This is a genomic window from Rhodoligotrophos defluvii (assembly GCF_005281615.1).
Taxonomy (GTDB): Bacteria; Pseudomonadota; Alphaproteobacteria; order Rhizobiales; family Im1; genus Rhodoligotrophos; species Rhodoligotrophos defluvii.
Genome location: NZ_SZZM01000007.1, coordinates 62,374 through 79,621 on the forward strand (window position 1 = coordinate 62,374; position 17,248 = coordinate 79,621).

A 17,248-nucleotide genomic window follows, 5' to 3' on the forward strand; every position below is an offset into this window, starting at 1 on the left:
GTTCCCGGAGAACATCGTGAACACGTCCGCGAGAGCAACCCGCCTTCAGTTCATGGGCAACGCAGCATTGATCGCACCATTGCTGCTCTTTCTCACCGTGTTCTATTTCTATCCCATCGCCGCCTTTCTGTTCCGCAGCGTGAGCACGCAGGAAGTCACCAACGTGATTCCCCGGACGACGGCGGCGCTGCGCAACTGGGACGGTGAAGACCTGCCGGAACCGGCGGCCTACGCAGCCCTCGTGGCCGATCTCAATTCATCCAGCCAGGGCGCTGCCATTCTGGGCCGCCGGCTCAACGCGCTGGCGCCCGGCCTGCGCACGGCCGTGCGCAAAGCCACCAGTGCCGCTCAGGATCACGGGGCCGCCACGCCGAGCGAGGTGAAGGCGGCACTGATCGCTGCCGACGGCCGATGGGGTGAGCCGGAGACATGGCAGCTGATCCGGCGCGAAACCGGTCCGGTCACCGGAACATTCCTGCTTGCCGCCGTCGATCTCGAGCGTGGCGAGCAGGGACTGCACACGAGAGGCGGCGGCGAGAGCCTGTTCGTTCCGATCTTCCTGCGCACATTGGCGATCTCCCTCGCCGTGACGATCATCTGCACCGCGATCGGCTATCCCGTCGCCTGGGTGATCGCACAGGCCCCGCCCCGCACCGCGACCTGGCTGATGCTGCTCGTGCTCGTGCCGTTCTGGCTGTCCATCCTGGCGCGGACGGCAGCCTGGGTCATCGTGCTGCAGGGCAGCGGCCCCATCAACAGCTTCCTCGTCTGGACGGGGCTTGCAAGCGCGCCGGTTCCCCTCATCTTCAACCGCTTCGGCGTCATCCTCGTGATGGTCCACGTCATGCTGCCCTTCGTGGTCCTTCCGGTGGTCAACGCCATCCGCGCCATACCCAAATCCTATTTCCAGGCCGCTGCCAATCTGGGCGCGCCCCCGGCCAGCGCCTTCCTCCGCGTGATCCTGCCCTTGACCCTGCCAGGCATCTGGGCCGGCGCCTTCATCGTGTTCATCCTGTCGATCGGCTATTACATCACCCCGGCGCTGGTCGGCGGGCCGAGCGACCAGATGATCAGTTCTTTCATCGCCTTCTACACGAACCAGTCGGTGAACTGGTCGCTTGCCTCTGCATTGAGCGCCTGGCTGCTCGGCGGCATGCTGGTGCTGGTGATGGTCAGCCAGCGTTTTGTCGGCCCGATGATCAAGAGGGCGACATGAATCGCGAACCGGCCAGTGGATGGACATTGCTGGTGCGCGGCTTTGCGGCGCTGGTCTTTGCCTTCCTGCTCCTGCCGTTGCTGGTGCTGATCCCGGTGTCGCTCACCTCCGGCACGCTGCTGGTCCTGCCGACCCCGGGCTATTCGCTGCGTTGGTATGAGGATGTGTTCCACAACCCGCTCTGGATGAACGCCCTGCGCAACAGCCTCATCATCGCCGCGATTACCACCTCGGTGTCGGTCGTGCTGGGCACGGCCGCGGCGATCGGCATATGGCGGATGGCGCCGCGAGTTCGCGGTCTTGCGCTGGCCGTGGTGAGCGTGCCGATCGTCACCCCGGCCGTGATCGCCGCCGTTGCCATGTTCATCTTCCATGCGAGCCTCGGGCTCGGCGGAACCATGACCAGCATCGTGGTGGCTCACATCACCATTGCAGCACCCTTTGTCGTCATTGCCGTGCTGGCGAGCCTCGACGTCTTCGACAAACGCCTGGCGCTCGCCGCCGCCAGCCTCGGCGCGCCGCCACTCTCGGCGTTCCGTCACGTCATGCTGCCCATCCTGGCGCCGGGAATCCTGTCAGGCGCGATCTTTGCGTTCCTCACCTCGTTCGACGAGATCGTGCTCGTGCTTTTCCTGGGCAGCCCGAGCACACGCACCCTGCCGCTGGAGCTGTTCAGCGGCATCCGGGAACAGATGAGCCCGTCCGTTACCGTGGTGGCCAACCTCCTCATCGTCGTGGCGACCGCCGCGATCATCGCGGTCGAGGTGCTGCGCCGGCGCGCCACGGCGGCAAGCACCGAGAAAGCTGCAGTGCCAGCGCATTGATGGCGCCACCCCCACGCTGATCATCTGAAAGAGACATCTCGTCATGCAACCAGTCGCGCGTGAACCCGTCCAGGATTGTCTGGAGCGGTCGTGCCGGGAACAGCTTCTGGCTTTCCAGCTGCAGCGCCTGAAGGCGCTGCTCGCCCATGTTTCGAGCACCAATGCCTTCTATTCGGAGGTCTGGCGCCGGCACGGCGTCGACATCGACCGTATCGACAGCCTAGAAGACTTCACCACCGGGATCCCGGCCGTGGAGAAGGCCGACTTCATCGCTGACCAAGAAGCCGAACCACCGTTCGGCAAGCGGTTGAGGCACCTCGCCGGCGTGCCGGAGCCGCTGATGCTGTTCACCACCAGCGGCACCTCCGGCCAGGGACAGGAGCTGCATGCGCAAACCCGGCGCGAGCTGCAGGGAAGCGCGGAGGTCTATTCGCACATGCTGCGCTGGGCGGGGCTGCGCCCGGGCGATGTGGCGCTGCTCACCCTGCCGCTGACCATGCTGGGCGGCGGCAGGCTGGAATATCACGGGGCACATGATTACGGGCTGACCGTGCTGCCGGCAGGGAATTACGACGTGGAACGGAAACTGGCGCTGATCCGCCGCTTCCGACCGAAGGCGCTGATCGGCACAACGTCCTATTTCTGGCATTTGGCGGCGGTAGGGGGCAAGGCGGTGCGCGAGCAGGGCGTCGAGGTACTCTTCTGCGGCGGCGAGGGCGCCTCGCTGCCCTGGTATCGCCGGCTCGAAGAGGAATGGGGCGCGCGGGTGTTCGATCGTTACGGCTCAACCCAATCGCGCAACGACCACATGTTCACGTGTGAGGAGGGAATAGGCTCGCCCGATCGGCCCGGCCTCCTCCACAACATCGACTCTCACGTCCTGCTCGAGGTGATCGATCCGCGGACAGGCCGGCATGTGCGCGACGGGGAGCGGGGCGAGGTGGTGATCACCAGCCTCTATCATTTCGATACGCCGGTGATCCGCTGCCGCATGAAGGATCTCGCCACCTATCGTAGCGGCGCCTATTGCCGCTGCGGCCGCCAGTTCTCCGGCATCGAGATCGGCTCCATCACCCGGCTGGATGACATGTACCGCATCAAGGGCATCAACGTCTGGCCGCAATCGATCGAGCAGGCCCTGCTGTCCTTCCGAGAGGTGGACGAATATGAAGTGGTTCTGTCGACGAGCAAGGACGGCTCCGACCACGCGGAACTGCTGTTCATGCCGAAGAGCGCGCTCAGCGAAGACGGGGCGGAGGCTCTGTGCGCGCAACTGGCTGAGGCCATCCGCAGCCGGATCGGGCTGCGCTTCCAGGTGCGGGCGCTGGCGCCGGGCGGCCTCGCCCGCAGCGAATACAAGGCCCGGCGTTGGATAGATCGGCGCGAGCACATTTTTGATCCCGCCCGAAGGCAATCCTAGATCCGCGCCACGGGCGACCTATGCCCGGCCGCTCCCAATCGTTGTCATGGAGCGGTAGCGCTGGCGATAGCGGCTCGGCGTCGTGCCCGTCATGCGCTTGAACAGGCGGCGGAAGAACACCGGGTCCTGGTATCCCACCGCATGGGCGATCGCATCAGTCGGATCAGCGGTCGTCTCCAGCATCTGCTTGGCTTCTTCGATCCTCAGCGCCTGCACATAGTCCATCGGCGCATAGCCCGTCGCCATCTTGAACCGCCGCTTGAACGTCCGCTCCGGCAGTCCGGAAAATCCTGCCATCCGGGCCACCGGATTGGGCTGCGCATAATGGTCGGCGACCCACTCCTGGCATCGGCCTATGGCGGCATCGGGGTGCCCGGCTACCCGCCCCATGGCGGCGAAAGGAAGCTGGCCCTCGCTGCGGTCGCCGAGAACGAAGATCTTGGCGATGCGCACCGCTTCCGCCGGACCGCAGAACCGGGCAATGAGATAGAGGGCGAGGTCGGTCCAACTGCCTGCGCCACCTCCGGTGATGATGCGATGCTCCGGTCCGGACGGGCAGATGATGCGCTCTGGGCACAGCTTCACACCCGGATAGTGCTTCGCGAAAAGCCGCGCTGTGCCCCAATGGGTTGTCGCCTCGATACCGTCGAGCAGGCCTGCCTCGGCCAGGAACACCGAGCCCGTGCAGACGGAGCAGATGGCAGCGCCCCTGGCGAACTGATCTCGTACCCAAGCTGCCTCCGTTCTCCATCGGCCGCCGGGGCAGCAGTCAGGCGCGAGAGCAAGGTCGGTGACGATCACCGCGTCCGCCGCCACCTCATCCAGCGCCGCGTGCGGCACGATGGGCAGGCCGAGCGGCGAGGGGAAGGGCGCAGCATCCCGGGCGACGATCCGCGCATCGAGGCGCCGCGCCTCGACAGCCTCGCCGGTCATTTCAGCCCAGGCCACGCCGACGGCGGAGAAGATCTCGTAAAGCCCGTAGATTGCCGTTGGCGTCGCCTCCGGCAGAGCAAGCAGCCTTATCTGCGCCGGTCCCGGGATCGGTGAAGCACTCATGGGGAGATCTTTGGCACGAAAGCCCTTGTCTTGTCCATTTCCGCACTTCGACCCCCGCGTGCTCCTGGTTATTCCCAAGCGCAGGTCAACCGCAGCAGGAGAGGACAATGGATCTGGCGCTGGAGCAAAGCACGTTCGACATGCAGGCGGCGGAAGCGTTCGCCGGCAGAATGGGCGACATTCTCAATGCAGGCGCCGTGGCGGTGATGGTGTCGATCGGCCACCGGCTCGGCCTGTTCGATGCCATGGCCGCGCTTCCGCCCTCGACCAGCACGGCCATCGCGCAGCGGGCCGGCCTAGCCGAGCGCTATGTCCGGGAATGGCTCGCGGTCATGGTAACGGGCGGCATCGCGACCTACGATCCGGCCAGGAAGGCCTATGGCCTGCCGGCCGAACATGCCGCCTGCCTCACGCAGGGCGCGCCGCTCGGCAATCTGGCAGTCTATGCCCAGACCGTCGCGCTGATCGGGCAAATGCAGGAGAGACTTCTATCGTGCTTCAGAACGGGTGAAGGGCTCGCCTATGGCGATTATCCCTGCTTCCACCAGGTCATGGCCGAAGACAGCGCCCAGACCGTGGTGGCGCGGCTGTTCGACGCGATCCTGCCGCTGGCCGACGGCCTTTGCGAGCGGCTCGACAAGGGGATCGACGTGCTCGATGCGGGCTGCGGGCGTGGCCTGGCCCTGATCGAAATGGCGAGGCGGTACCCGAAAAGCCGCTTTATCGGCTACGATCTGTGCGCCGATGCCATCGCATTCGCCAGCGAGGCGGCCGGCAAGGCAGGTCTCACCAATATCCGTTTCGAGCGGCGCGATCTGACGGGCTACGACGAGAAGCAATGCTTCGACCTTATCACCAGCTTCGATGCCGTGCACGACCAGAAGGACCCGCAAGCACTGGTTCTCAGCCTTCGCGCTGCCCTGAAGCCCGGCGGGGTCTATCTAATGCAGGATATCGGCGGCTCGGCCCATCTGGAAAACAATGCCAATTTTCCCATGGCCGCACTGCTCTATGCCATCTCCTGCTCACATTGCATGCCCGTTTCACTCGGCCAGGGTGGCCTAGGCCTCGGCACGATGTGGGGGTGGGAGACGGCACAGGACATGCTCAAAGCGGCGGGCTTCCGCTTAATCGAGCGGCACATCCTGCCGCACGATCCCATGAATGTCTGGTTCGTGGCGCGGGCGTGAGCCCCATGTCCCGCCAGCGGGCGTGGGGCTGCGGCGGTCAGCTCGCCTTCTTCGTCACCAGAACGAGCGTGCCGTCGGACTCCACATTCGCCGCAATGACGTGCCCCGAGTTCAGGCCCTTTGCTTCGAGGGCTGCCTTGATTTCGGCATTGCCATCGATCAAGCCGCGTAGCTCCTGGAGGGCATCGTCGCCCTGCTGGGCCACGATCTCGTTGACCTGCGACTGCGCCTCCGGCGGGAGCTCCTGAATGTCGACGATGGCGAGGGCGCGAATGACCGGCGTCTGCGACTGCGCCTCGGGTGTGTTCGCCTGCGGCGCAGCCGGCTGCTGCGCATAGCTAGGCGCGGCAAGAGCGAGCACGGTGCTCATCGCCAGTATCGAGAGCATGCGCATGGAAACTATCCTTATGTTGAGGGGTGAAACGGGCATTAAACACGCCCATTGCGTTGATAGGCGGGTTTTCCCACGTCCGTTCCGTGGCCATAGAAAGGCGAGAATGCGTCGAAACGGGGTGAAAAACGGCTTAACGGCGTACGGTGTCAGATTTCGTTCATGCTTTGCGGAATAAGCTCGCGCGCCCGCTGTCCCACAGGACGGCGCGGCAGCCAGCGTCCCCGCCGCCGTTTGCATGAATGGCCCCCATGATGATGCCGCGCCGCCTTCTGTCGATTGCCACCACTGTCGGCTGCCTCTTGCTCGTTGACTGCACGAAGGTCGCCGCGCCACCGCCTCTTACGCCATCGGTCCCCATCGTCCAGTCAAACAAGAACGAGCCGGTGATCTTTGACGGTCAGCGCTTTACGGTCAGCTTCGACTATCTGAGCGAGCAGGGCGTCTATGACGTGAGCGTGAGACGCACCGCGCGTCCCTTAAGCGAACGGGAAGGCGACCTCAAGGCTGCCGAACGGGTCGCACAGTCCACGCTCACGCACTATGCCTGCCCCGGCGCGAGCAAGGCCCGCAGGGTCGATGATCGCGCTATGCTGGACAAGAAGGGCGAATGGCGGTCGCAGTTCCGCTGCGCCTGAGGGCGGGAAAATCAGCCTGAGGGGCGGTACGCAGCCCCCGGGCATTCCGCGTCAATGAGATGGTGGTGAAACGTGCTGCCGGACGAGCTGCAGGGCCGTCTCGCGCAGGTCGGCGGGCGTGGCCTGCCGCGGATTGAGCGACCAGTCGAGCCAGAGCCCGTTCTGCAATGCCGCCAGGGCGGCGGTCACGCTCTTGACCTCCTGGTCGGACATGCGGTTGCCGACGACATCGCTCAAGAGGCGTGACATCAGCCGGCGATAGCGCTGGTTTACCTCGCTATGCACCTGGCGGATGACAGGGTCGGTCATGGCCACGCCCCAGAGCACGAACCGCACCGTAATATAGTCCTTCGAGAGAATAGGCGGCGTGAAGCCGGCCTCAATGAATGTCACCAGTTTTGCCCAGTCGTCCCCTTGGGCCGCATCGACTGCATTCTTGATGTGGTTGAACAACAGGTCGGAGGCGTAGCGGTAAGTGGCTGAAATCAACTGCTTCTTCTCACCGAAATGATGGCGGATCAATCCCGGCGAAACACCGGCCTCGGCGGCGATCACCCGCACGCTTGTTCGAGCATGGCCATGTTTTCCCAAGCAACGGAATGTGGCTTCGATCAATTCCTGACGGCGAACCTGGGGATCCTCGCGAGAATAGGTCCGCCGGGCGTTTTGGGTGGCTGCTCCAGCGCTCACATGGCGCATTTGCAATCTCCGGTTTATGATTATTTCCAATGCACGCAACTCTAATGAGCCGCGCGAGGAATGCAACCATAGGATACGTTTAAGTAGAAAAATCGCCTAAAGATTGTAAAACGAATGTGCGTCTGCGAACCGAATAACAAGGTCCGTTCAATTGGTTAGCGCCTCGCACGCGCAGCACCGGTTGCAACCTGAAGCAACGGTAACGAAGAGGATGCGCCTGCCGTTCTAGCGTGCAGCAAGGGAGGATGGGGCCGACTCAGGTTAGGGCCGCGAGCATTGGGGAGCCAAAAAAAATCGCGCTATCCCGTGGTGCTGTAGTGCAGGCTGAATGCCTCTCTACAGCCTAAGGCGTGCAGCCTGCGTCAGCCTCGCTCCAGTTCGGCTTGTCGGGAGGACAGACACAGGCGATCTTCTCCGCACTCCACACGCGACCACCGCTGCAAATCTGCAGTTGTGGCTTGGGCGGCTCGCTTTGCCGCGGCGTCGCTGCCCGCGGTTCGCTCGTGCGAGGGGGCGAATCGCTCTCGTCCTCCCCATCTTGGCGCGGTGAGGTCGTGCCCGGCGATGCGATGCAAGAGCTGGAGATCTTGTCCCAGATCGGGCGCTCAGCCGGACATTTGCATTGCTTGGACTCCGCATCCCATCGCTGATCGCCAGGGCAGACGATCGCCGTGGGCGCAGGCTCGCTCCTCGGCTGACTGGGTGCAGGTCCGCCATCGCCCGGCACGGCGGGTTGGGCCGAAGAGGATGGGGGTGGAGTTGCGGCATCCGGCTCTGGTTGCGGTGCGGCGTCCGGCTCTGGCGCGGGGGGCGCGGGCTCGGTCGAGGGCGTGGGCTCGGCGGAGGGCTCAGGCTCGGCGGGGGGCGCCGGCTCTGGCGCGGAGGGCTCAGGCTCTGCCTGGGTCGGTTCCGATGGGGCGCTGCCGTCGGCGCCTCCACGGCTCATACGCAGGCGCGGCTGATAAGGGGAGCAACGGCCCTGCGTCACGTCCCAAAGCGGGGCGTCGCTCGGGCAGGCACAACGGTTCTCACCCGCATCGAACTGACGGCCGCCGCTGCACATCGTCTGCAGAGGTACGCAGCGGCCCTCGATCAGCAGGCTGGATGCGTTGCAGTCCGGGGCGGCGCTCAGCGCTCTGCCTGCCCGCCGCAGAGGGATGCTCGCGCAGTCGCGATCGCCTGACGATCGCAAGTCGCCGTTGCCCCATTGTCCGAACAGATCCGAGAGCAGAGCGTCGTCGATCTCACCGCCGCCGCGGCGGCCCTCATCGGCGGCAAAAGCGCGAAGAGCCTCGCGGGTCTTGGGGCCCGCAAGCCCATCCACCGGTCCGACGTCGTAGCCGAGCTTGGCCAGGCTCTCCTGCACGAGGCTGTTGCGGGCCCTCAGCATGCCGTCCGACCAGGACAGCCGAGCACAGTTCTGCACGCGAACGGCTGGCACTCGCCACGGTACGAAATCGACGCGCAGCGATACGCTGGCACCAGGCTCGAGCGAAACATTAGGGCGTGTGCAGGCGAAAGTCGTCGCCCGTCTCTGGCACGACCAGCTGCGTGGCGACCAGTCCGCGAGATTGGCGACCGCGGTGTCCACCTCCTCGGCGATGGTAATCGGTCCGCGGTAAGGGCCGGGGCCGTTATTGGTCACGATGATGGTGAATGGGCAGCCGTAAGTCGGAGCACAGCGCTCCACGCCGCCGCGCACCGCGATGCTGAGGTCGTAGGGTGCCGGCAGCGCCACTTGGCCTGGGGCCGCTTGCTGCGAGGGTTCGGTGCTGGCCCCGGGGTCGGTCACATCCGTTCCCTGCTGCGGTGAAGCGCTGGGCGTCTCCGGCTGCTCTCCCGCCTCGGGCAGTCGGACCGGATTGCCGAACTGATCGACCGCTCCTCCCTCAGCTGGCCCGGCCTGCTGCCCCGGCGATGCCTGCTCGTTCTGCGACGCTCCCGTGCCGGAGTCGGCGCCGGCTTCCCCGCTCTCGGCCGCCGCCACCGCGCGGCTGCCGGCACAGTTCTGCACGGCGGCGATATCGCCCACATGGCCGGCGACATTCGGGTCTTCGAAGCGGTCGTCATAGTCGAGGTAATAGCTCTTGAACGGGGGCAGGTTGTCGGCGCGGGTCAGCGCGAGTGGCAGGCCCTGCGCGCCGTGCACCACGAGCGGACCGCCTCGGCTCAGGCGCTCCGCATCCCGGCTGCTCTCCCGCAGGCTGTCGCCGGTGACCCACAGGGTGCCCCAGCACGATTGGGTATCCAGCTTGCCGTCGCGGTCATAGCCATAGCCGAGCGCGACACCGCCGGCCGCGTTCTGATGGGTGGCGGGAAAGCCGACTGCATATTCGAGCGGATCAGGCGACCACGCGCCATCCGCCGCAGGGGTGAAGCGCAGGACCCGTGACCGGCGGGGCAGGGCGAAGGTGCCGTAATCGTAGCGCGAGCGGATCTCGCCTCGCTGAGCGGCGTAGAGCCGGCCCTCCCCGTCGAAGGCAAGGCTCGCCACGGGATAGGGCTTTGGTTCGGGCGACAGGGTGATCTCCCGCCGCGCGTCATTGGCGAAGGCACCGCTGTCTGTGATGCCCACCGACCAGATCTCCGACCCACCCCATACCGCGTAATAGAGACGGCCACGGGTGTAGGCGAGGCCCCAGATGCGGCGCTCGACCGGGGTGAGGCCCCAGCTCTCCGGGTCCTCACTGTCAAAGGCGGCAGAGGTGATGTCGGCGCGCTTACCATCATCCGGCACGGGCGCGAGGTCCGCGGCCTTGCGGCCGTCCACCCCGTGGTCGAAACGGCCGAGATGCTTACCCGAGATATCGAGCGCATGGATGAGGCCGGTATCGAAATCGGAGACGAAGAACTGCTGATGGTCGGGATCGAAGGCGATATCGCCGAGCCCTGGGCCGCTATTGGCCGCATCGCTGTCGCCGATGGTCGCGAAGAGGGTGACCGCGCCGGTGCGTCCGTCGATGCGCCAGATGCTGCCCGGACCGCCACCCTCACCGAACTGGCCGGGCATCCAGGCCGCATCCGCCTCACCGGTCTTGATACGGATCGCCTCGCCGTCTGCCGGCTTTCGGATCAGCTGCAGGCCGAAGGCCGAGCTGGCGGCGGCATAGATGTTCGGCGCTTCCGCGTCGTCCAGGGCAATGCCGAACACCTGGCCGATCCGCCGCGCCGGCACCGACAGGATTGGCGCCCCACGCAGCAGCTGCGCGTCGGGCGCGCCGCCCGCATTGGCCACATTGAACACCTTGAGCGAGCCGCCATCGAGGTCGATCATGGTCTCATCGAGGCTCGGCGTGGACCGGAACAGACCCCCGCCTCGAGACGACGTGCCTGAAAAGCCCGAAATGACGAGCGCGCCGTCAGCGCTCACCGGCGGCTTCACCTCCTGCGCCTGCGCCGGGGCGAAGAGGCCGGCCGCGGTCGCCAGCGCCAAGGCAAAAGAGAGGCCCCGCCCAAAGCCTGATCTGGTCATACGCTCACGCTTCCCAACCAAACGGTCCTGCAACCCTGTGCACGCAGCCATTGGTCATGGGCCGCGTCAATCGTCAACCGCTACACCACATGAGAGAAACGGCAGAAATCAGGCGCGGACCTCAGAGCACCACGCCAATCACGGCTCGATGTCCCGCCAGCCGGGGTCAGGCGCAAATCGCGATCCGTGCTGATCGGCCAGCTCCTCCAGAACCGAGACGACCCGCTCCACGCCGCGGCGCCGGGCATAGTGGATAGGACCGCCGCGAAACGGCGCAAACCCGGTGCCGAAGATCACCCCGGCATCGGCCGCATCCGTATCTTCCACCACTCCCTCGCGCACGCAGCTGACGGCCGCGTTCACCAGCGGCAGAATGAGACGGTCCTCTAGGAAAAGGTCGGGCTTGCTATCGACCTTGGCCTTTTGCGGCTTGCCGTCGACCCACTTGTAAAGGCCCTGGCCGGTCTTGCGGCCGAGCTTGCCTTCCGCCACCAGCTTGGTGAACCAGTCCGGCAGTTCCGGGGTGGCACCACCCACCGCGGCCTTCATGGTCTGGGCCACGTGCTGCGCCACATCGAGGCCGACCGTATCGGCAAGCTCCAGCGGGCCCATGGGCATGCCGAAATCCACCGCCACCGCATCGATGAGCTCGGGCTTGATGCCCTCGTCATAGGCGAGCAGCGCCTCCAGCATGTAGGGGGTGAGCGTCCGGTTGACGAGGAAGCCCGGCGCCGACTTCACCGGCAGCGGCAGCTTGTCAAGCGCGTTGACGAAGGCGAGCGCCGCGCTCTTCACTGCAGGATCGAGCCGGTCATGGGTGACGACCTCGACCAGCGGCATCTTGGCCACCGGGTTGAAGAAATGGATGCCGACGAAGCGCTCGGGGTGGGCCAGGCCCTCCCGCAGCGTCTCCAGCCGCAAGCTGGAGGTGTTGGTGGCCAAGATCGCATCCGGCCGCATCCGCCGCTCCGCCTGCGCATAGACCGCCTGCTTGATCTCGGGCTTCTCCGGCACGGCTTCGATGACGAGATCGGCCCGGGCAAGCCCGATGCCCTCGGGGTCCGGAATGAGGCGGTCGAGCGCACTGCGCCGCTCTATCTCGCTGCCGCGCCGGCCGAAAAGTTCGCTTGCCCGTTTCACCGCCGGCCCGATCAGGGCATAGCTCTGGTCCTGCAGCGTCACGCGGAGGCCGCGGGCCACGCACCAGGCGGCGATGTCGCCGCCCATGATCCCGGCGCCAATCACATGCACATGCCCGATTTTGCGCGCCTCGCCCTTGCCATAGGCCTTGAGCCGCTCGCGCAGGAAGAACACGCGAATCAGGTTCTGCGCAGTCTCGCCGGTAATCAGCCGGGCGAAGCTCTCGGTCTCGGCCGGGCGCATGGCCGCCGCGCTGCCGCCATGCTCGCGCCAGAGGTCGATCAGCGCATAGGGCGCGGGATAGTGCTTGCGGGGCGCGCGCTTCTCCGCTTCCGCCGCCATGCGGGTGGCAATCAGCGCCCGTGCCGGGGGTAGGCGCATCGCGAGGGCCTTGGCGGAGCGCTTGCGGGAAAGCTCGAGCTTACCGTCCGCCGCCCATTGCACCGCAGTCGCGATATGGCGCTCGGGCACCACCACGTCGACCAGGTTCATGCGCTTGGCCCGGCGCGCGTCCAGCGTGCGCCCGGTGAGCATCAAGGTCATCGCCTCGATCGGGTCGGCAGCAATGTCGAGCGACCGCCATGTCCCGGACAGGCCGGGATGCAGGCCGAGCAGGATCTCGGGAAAGCCGAGCCGCGTATCATCGCGCGCGATACGGATGCGGCACGCAAGAGCAAGTTCGAGGCCGCCGCCCAGGCAGAATCCGTGCACGACGGCAATGGTCGGCGCCCTGAACTTCGCCAGCCGGTCGAGCACCGCCACGCCCTGGCTCACCAGGTTACGGACGTCGGCTTCCACCACCATGCTGCGGAAGTCGCCGATCTCGGCGCCGGCGGCAAAGCCGTTGGGCTTGGCGGACCGCAGCACCAGGGCCCGGGGCGCTGCCGTCTCCACCTCGCTGATCAGTCGGTCGAGCTCGGTCATCACGTCGGCGGAAAGCGTGTTGGTGCTGGCGCCCTGCTTGTCGAAGATGACCCAGGCGAGACGGGCATCGCCCATATACCAGCGCCAATGCCGGTAGGGCTCGGCCGCCGCGGGTTGCCCGGCGGCCGGGTGCCCCAGCGTCAAGCGTTCCTCGGTCAGCTGCTCCAGGGCGGCGTGGCGGACGGGATCGATCATGCGCATCTGTCTACTCCGTCAGCTCGAGCAGCATGGCGCCGCCGAGGCCGCCGCCGACGCATTCGGTGGCAACCCCCAGCCGGGCGCCGAGCCTGCGCATCACATGAGCGAGATGCAGGGTGATGCGGTTGCCGCTGCTGCCCACCGGATGGCCGAGGCTGATGGCGCCGCCATCCACGTTCAGAATGGCGCGGTCGATTGCACCGAAGGGCTGATCCAGTCCGAGAATATCGCGGCAGAACCCCTTGTCCCGCCAGGCGGCGAGGCAGGCGAGCACCTGGGCGGCAAAGGCCTCGTTCAGTTCCCAGGCGCCGATGTCCTCGCGCTTGAGGCCGTTGCGTTGGAGCAGTGCGGTGGCACTGAGCACAGGGCCAAGGCCCATCACCGACGGATCGAGCGCCGACCACACGCAATCGACAATGCGGGCCATGGGCTTGAGCCCATATTTCTCGACAGCCGCTTCGGAGGCGACGATCGTCCAGCTCGCGCCATCGGTGATCTGGGAGGAATTGCCGGCCGTCACCTTGCCGAAAGGACGCTCGAACACCGGCTTGAGGCTGGCCAGCTGTTCCAGCGTGTTCTCCGGCCGCACGCCGTCATCATGATCATAGACCGTGCCATCCGGCGCAATCACGGGCATAACCTCTGTCAGCCAGCCTTCCTGCCGTGCCCGGGCGAGCCGCTGGTGGCTTTCCAGCGCATAGGCATCGGCCTGTTCGCGGCTGATGCCGAACTGGTGCGCTAGCCGCTCGGCGGTCTGGCCCATGTTGAGCTTCACCACCGGGTCGGTCAGGCCCCGCAAGATGCCGATGGACGGACTGAGGTAGCCGGGCCGGAACTTGCTGATCTGGGCGAGCTTGCCGCCAAGCCCCTTGGCGGCATTGAGCCCGCCGAACCAGCGGACCGCCTCCTCCTTGTAGAGCAGGGGCGCGTGGCTCAGCGCCTCTGCCCCGCCGGCGAGGATCAGGTCGCCATCCCCCGCGGCAATGTATTTGAAGGCGGTATCGATCGACTGCATGCCCGAGGCGCAATTGCGCTGCACGGTCCAGCCGGGCATCTCGATGCCGCAGCCCAGGCGTAGCGCGGCGACCCGACCGGGATTGACCTCGTCCGGATGCACGTTTACGCAGCCCAGGATCACCTCGTCGAAACCATCGGACGGAAAGGGCTGGCGGGCGAGCAGCAGCCGGCCGGCCTGCACCGCGAGATCCACCGGCGTGAACGGGCCAGGCCCGGTGCGCGCCTTGAGATAGGGCGTCCGCGCGCCGTCGACCAGGTAAACCCGGCGCCTTCCGGCACCGGCTGCAGCGCGGCGCAGCACCTGGGGCGGGGTGGCCGGTATGGCAGTCGCAGGCTCGGGCGGAGCCGCTGCTGGCGCAGGCGTGGCCGGCTCCGCCTGGGGCGGTTCTACCGTCGCCCGATCATCAGTCGCGACCGGTTTCACCTCGTCGCGGATCGTATCGGTGGTGATGGTGGCCTCCCTATGTGAGTCCCGGATGGATCTCGGTGCCGGCATCGAGGAACTCGCCAGGGTGCGGCGTCGATGTGGCTGGCTTTGCCTCGCCCTTCCGGGCTGCAGGGCCGCCGCTACTCAGGCCCTTGATCTCATCCAACGTGAAATGGTCGACTTCGAGCACCGCATGCACCATGTCGTTCGTGCGCCGCAAGTCTTGCGCTTCATCGGCGCTGATCACCCCCTGGGCCACCGCCGCATCGAGATCGCGCAGCTTCGCCTGACGCAGCCTGAGCCGCACCGGCTCGAGCCGCGCCACTGCAAGGAAGGCCTGTTCCAGCCGGCCAAGCGGCGTCTCGTCGCTGCCGATATAGATGCCTGCGGTCAGCCGGTCGCGCACCGGCCCCGGTTGGATCACCAGGTCCGCAACATCGCGCGTTAGCCCGTCGGACGGGGCGGGGTAGAGCGCGCCCAGCGGCCGGATGATCGCCTTGAGCGAGAGGGCGAGCGCCCGGCTCGGCAGGTTGTCCAGCGCATCCTTCAGGCGCTGCTCGGCCACGTGCAACGAGGACTGCGCGGCCCAATGGACCAGCGGCAGGTCCTCCCGCGGCCGGCCGTCATCGCGCCAGCGCTTGAGGATGGCCGATACGAAATAGAGCTCGGACAGTACGTCCCCCAGCCGCGCCGAAATCATTTCACGCCGCTTGAGCGCGCCGCCCAAGGTGGCCAGCGTGGCGTCGGTGACCAGGGCGAGCGCCGCGGACAGCTGCGCAATGCCGCGGAAATAGCGGGCGGTCTCGTCATGCACCGGCGAGGGGCCGATGCGCCCGAGGCTCAGGCCGCGCACAAGGGCACGCATCTTGTTCTTGGTGACGTGGCCGAGATGCGCAAACAGTGCCTTATCGAAGTCGCTGAGACCTTGGTCCTGGTTCGGGTTATGGGCAGCCGCCATCTCGCGCAGGAGGAAGGGATGGCAACGGATCGAGCCCTGGCCGAAAATGATCAGCGAGCGCGTGAGGATATTGGCGCCTTCCACGGTGATGCCGATCGGCACCGCCCGATAGAGATTGCCGAGATAATTGTTGGGGCCGTCACAAATGCCGCGGCCGCCATGGATGTCGAGCGCATCATCCACCACGCGCCGCAGCGCCTCGGTCGCGTGATATTTCAGGAGTCCGGAGATGACCGCCGGCTTCTCCCCCATATCCAGGGCCGCCAGGGTCAAGCGCCGGCCCGAATCGATCTTGTAGGTGGTGGCAGCCATGCGGGCGAGCACCTCCTGCACGCCCTCGAACTTGCCGACCGGCAGGTTGAACTGCTCGCGGATGCGTGCATAGGCACCGCTGGTGCGCACGCTGAGCTTCATGCCGCTGGTGGAGAGCGAGGGCAGGGAGATGCCGCGGCCGGCGGCGAGCGCCGCCGTCAGCATGCGCCAGCCCTGGCCGATGCGATCTGCCCCGCCGATGATCGCATCCAGCGGCAGGAACACGTCGCGTCCCCAGTTCGGGCCATTGGCGAAGACCTGCATGGCCGGATAATGGCGGCGGCCGATTTCCACACCCGGCGTATCGGTGGGAACGAGCGCGAGCGTGATGCCGAGATCCTCCCTCTCGCCCAGAAGGTGCTCGGGGTCGCGCAGCTTGAAGGCCAGGCCAAGCACCGTGCAGATCGGCCCTAAGGAGATGTAGCGCTTGGCCCAGTTGAGCCGCATGCCGAGCACCCGCTCGCCCTTCCATTCACCATAGGCGACCACGCCGGTGTCGGTCATGGCGGCGGCATCCGACCCTGCATCGACGCTGGTGAGCCCGAAGGCGGGGATCTCCCGCCCATCCGCAAGCCGCGGCAGGTAATAATTCTTCTGTTCATCCGTGCCGTAATGCACCAGCAATTCGCCCGGTCCGAGCGAGTTGGGCACGATGACCGAGACGGCAGCGGAGGCGGAGCGGGAGGCAAGTTTCATCACCACGGCCGAATGCGCCGTGGCCGAGAAGCCGAGACCCCCGTACGCCTTCGGGATGATCATCCCCAGGAACTTGTGCGCCTTGATGAAGTCCCAGATATGCGCCGGCACATCACGCTCGATGAAGCAGATCTGCCAATCGTCGATCATGCCGCAGAGCTCTTCCACCGGGCCGTCGAGAAAGGTCTGTTCTTCGGCCGTGAGCTTGGGCGCCGGCGTCGCCAGCAGCCGGTCGAAATCCGGCGAGCCGCTCATGAGCTCGGCATCCCACCATACGGTGCCGGCCTCCAGCGCCTCGCGCTCGGTGTCGGACATGGAGGGCAGGATGCGGCGCACCCGCTCCAGCACCGGGCGCGAGATCCGCTCTTGCCGGAATGTCGCAAGGTCTATCGCCATGTCCGGTCATTCCTCGAAGGGGGTATCGAACCACTGGGCATCAGGCCGGTGCATTGAACCACAAGTCAGATGAGGGGCACAATCGGCTCAGCCGGAGGTGCTAGGATATCAGCAGCTTAGAGCCGATCCCATACTGGCCGGCCGGGCAGTATCTGAACATCTCTTGCTGACAGATCCCAGCAGCGGCCATGTCGATGTTTAATCAGTTGTTGCAAAAGGAAAAGCCCGCGCATGGACAGCGCGGGCTGGTCGATAGACGTTCGTGCTTCAGGCT

General features: G+C 66.1%; 12 protein-coding genes. 5 read left to right on the plus strand and 7 right to left on the minus strand.

Annotated features, from left to right (window positions below):
• Window positions 1-16 precede the first annotated feature (16 nt).
• From E4P09_RS22905 to E4P09_RS22915, 3 genes are read left to right on the plus strand one after another with little or no spacing between them, the layout of a single operon-like run.
• Window positions 17-1,216 (plus strand): ABC transporter permease, encoded by a 1,200-nt coding sequence (locus E4P09_RS22905; RefSeq protein ID WP_205042263.1) that lies wholly within the window; start codon window positions 17-19, stop codon window positions 1,214-1,216.
• Window positions 1,213-2,040 (plus strand): ABC transporter permease, encoded by an 828-nt coding sequence (locus E4P09_RS22910; RefSeq protein WP_137391980.1) that lies wholly within the window; start codon window positions 1,213-1,215, stop codon window positions 2,038-2,040. Before E4P09_RS22905 ends, E4P09_RS22910 begins: the two co-directional genes overlap by 4 nt.
• Before the next feature lie 43 nt (window positions 2,041-2,083).
• Window positions 2,084-3,460 carry a phenylacetate--CoA ligase family protein gene (locus E4P09_RS22915; RefSeq protein WP_137391981.1) on the plus strand — a complete coding sequence of 459 codons (1,377 nt, stop codon included), beginning with the start codon at window positions 2,084-2,086 and terminating at the stop codon, window positions 3,458-3,460.
• 18 nt (window positions 3,461-3,478) lie between these two features.
• On the opposite strand, the gene E4P09_RS22920 is transcribed toward E4P09_RS22915, so the two are convergent.
• Entirely contained in the window at window positions 3,479-4,516 is a 1,038-nt protein-coding gene (locus E4P09_RS22920; RefSeq protein ID WP_137391982.1) for a GlxA family transcriptional regulator, read from the minus strand.
• 107 nt (window positions 4,517-4,623) lie between these two features.
• Between E4P09_RS22920 and E4P09_RS22925 the strand changes: the two genes are divergently transcribed.
• Window positions 4,624-5,706, plus strand: coding sequence for a class I SAM-dependent methyltransferase (locus E4P09_RS22925; RefSeq protein ID WP_137391983.1), 1,083 nt, complete (start codon window positions 4,624-4,626; stop codon window positions 5,704-5,706).
• A 37-nt stretch (window positions 5,707-5,743) separates the two neighbouring features.
• Here the strand turns inward: E4P09_RS22925 and E4P09_RS26120 are convergent, their stop codons facing one another.
• Window positions 5,744-6,100, minus strand: coding sequence for a hypothetical protein (locus tag E4P09_RS26120; protein ID WP_170984593.1), 357 nt, complete (start codon window positions 6,098-6,100; stop codon window positions 5,744-5,746).
• Window positions 6,101-6,348: 248 nt separating this feature from the next.
• Here E4P09_RS26120 and E4P09_RS22930 point away from each other — a divergent pair, with 248 nt between their 5' ends.
• Window positions 6,349-6,735 (plus strand): hypothetical protein, encoded by a 387-nt coding sequence (locus tag E4P09_RS22930; protein ID WP_137391984.1) that lies wholly within the window; start codon window positions 6,349-6,351, stop codon window positions 6,733-6,735.
• A gap of 51 nt (window positions 6,736-6,786) precedes the next feature.
• Here the strand turns inward: E4P09_RS22930 and E4P09_RS22935 are convergent, their stop codons facing one another.
• The 5 genes from E4P09_RS22935 to E4P09_RS22955 form a co-directional block, all read right to left on the minus strand.
• Complete coding sequence (locus E4P09_RS22935) at window positions 6,787-7,434, minus strand: TetR family transcriptional regulator C-terminal domain-containing protein (RefSeq protein WP_275406518.1); 648 nt, start codon at window positions 7,432-7,434, stop codon at window positions 6,787-6,789.
• A 343-nt stretch (window positions 7,435-7,777) separates the two neighbouring features.
• On the minus strand, window positions 7,778-10,906 hold the full coding sequence (locus E4P09_RS22940) for a peptidoglycan-binding protein (protein WP_170984594.1): 3,129 nt from the start codon (window positions 10,904-10,906) through the stop codon (window positions 7,778-7,780).
• 138 nt (window positions 10,907-11,044) lie between these two features.
• Window positions 11,045-13,171 (minus strand): 3-hydroxyacyl-CoA dehydrogenase NAD-binding domain-containing protein, encoded by a 2,127-nt coding sequence (locus tag E4P09_RS22945; RefSeq protein WP_338049021.1) that lies wholly within the window; start codon window positions 13,169-13,171, stop codon window positions 11,045-11,047.
• Between the two features lie 4 nt (window positions 13,172-13,175).
• Window positions 13,176-14,681 (minus strand): acetyl-CoA C-acetyltransferase, encoded by a 1,506-nt coding sequence (locus tag E4P09_RS22950; RefSeq protein WP_137391987.1) that lies wholly within the window; start codon window positions 14,679-14,681, stop codon window positions 13,176-13,178.
• Window positions 14,647-16,974 carry an acyl-CoA dehydrogenase gene (locus E4P09_RS22955; protein ID WP_137391988.1) on the minus strand — a complete coding sequence of 776 codons (2,328 nt, stop codon included), beginning with the start codon at window positions 16,972-16,974 and terminating at the stop codon, window positions 14,647-14,649. Before E4P09_RS22955 ends, E4P09_RS22950 begins: the two co-directional genes overlap by 35 nt.
• Window positions 16,975-17,248 lie beyond the last annotated feature (274 nt).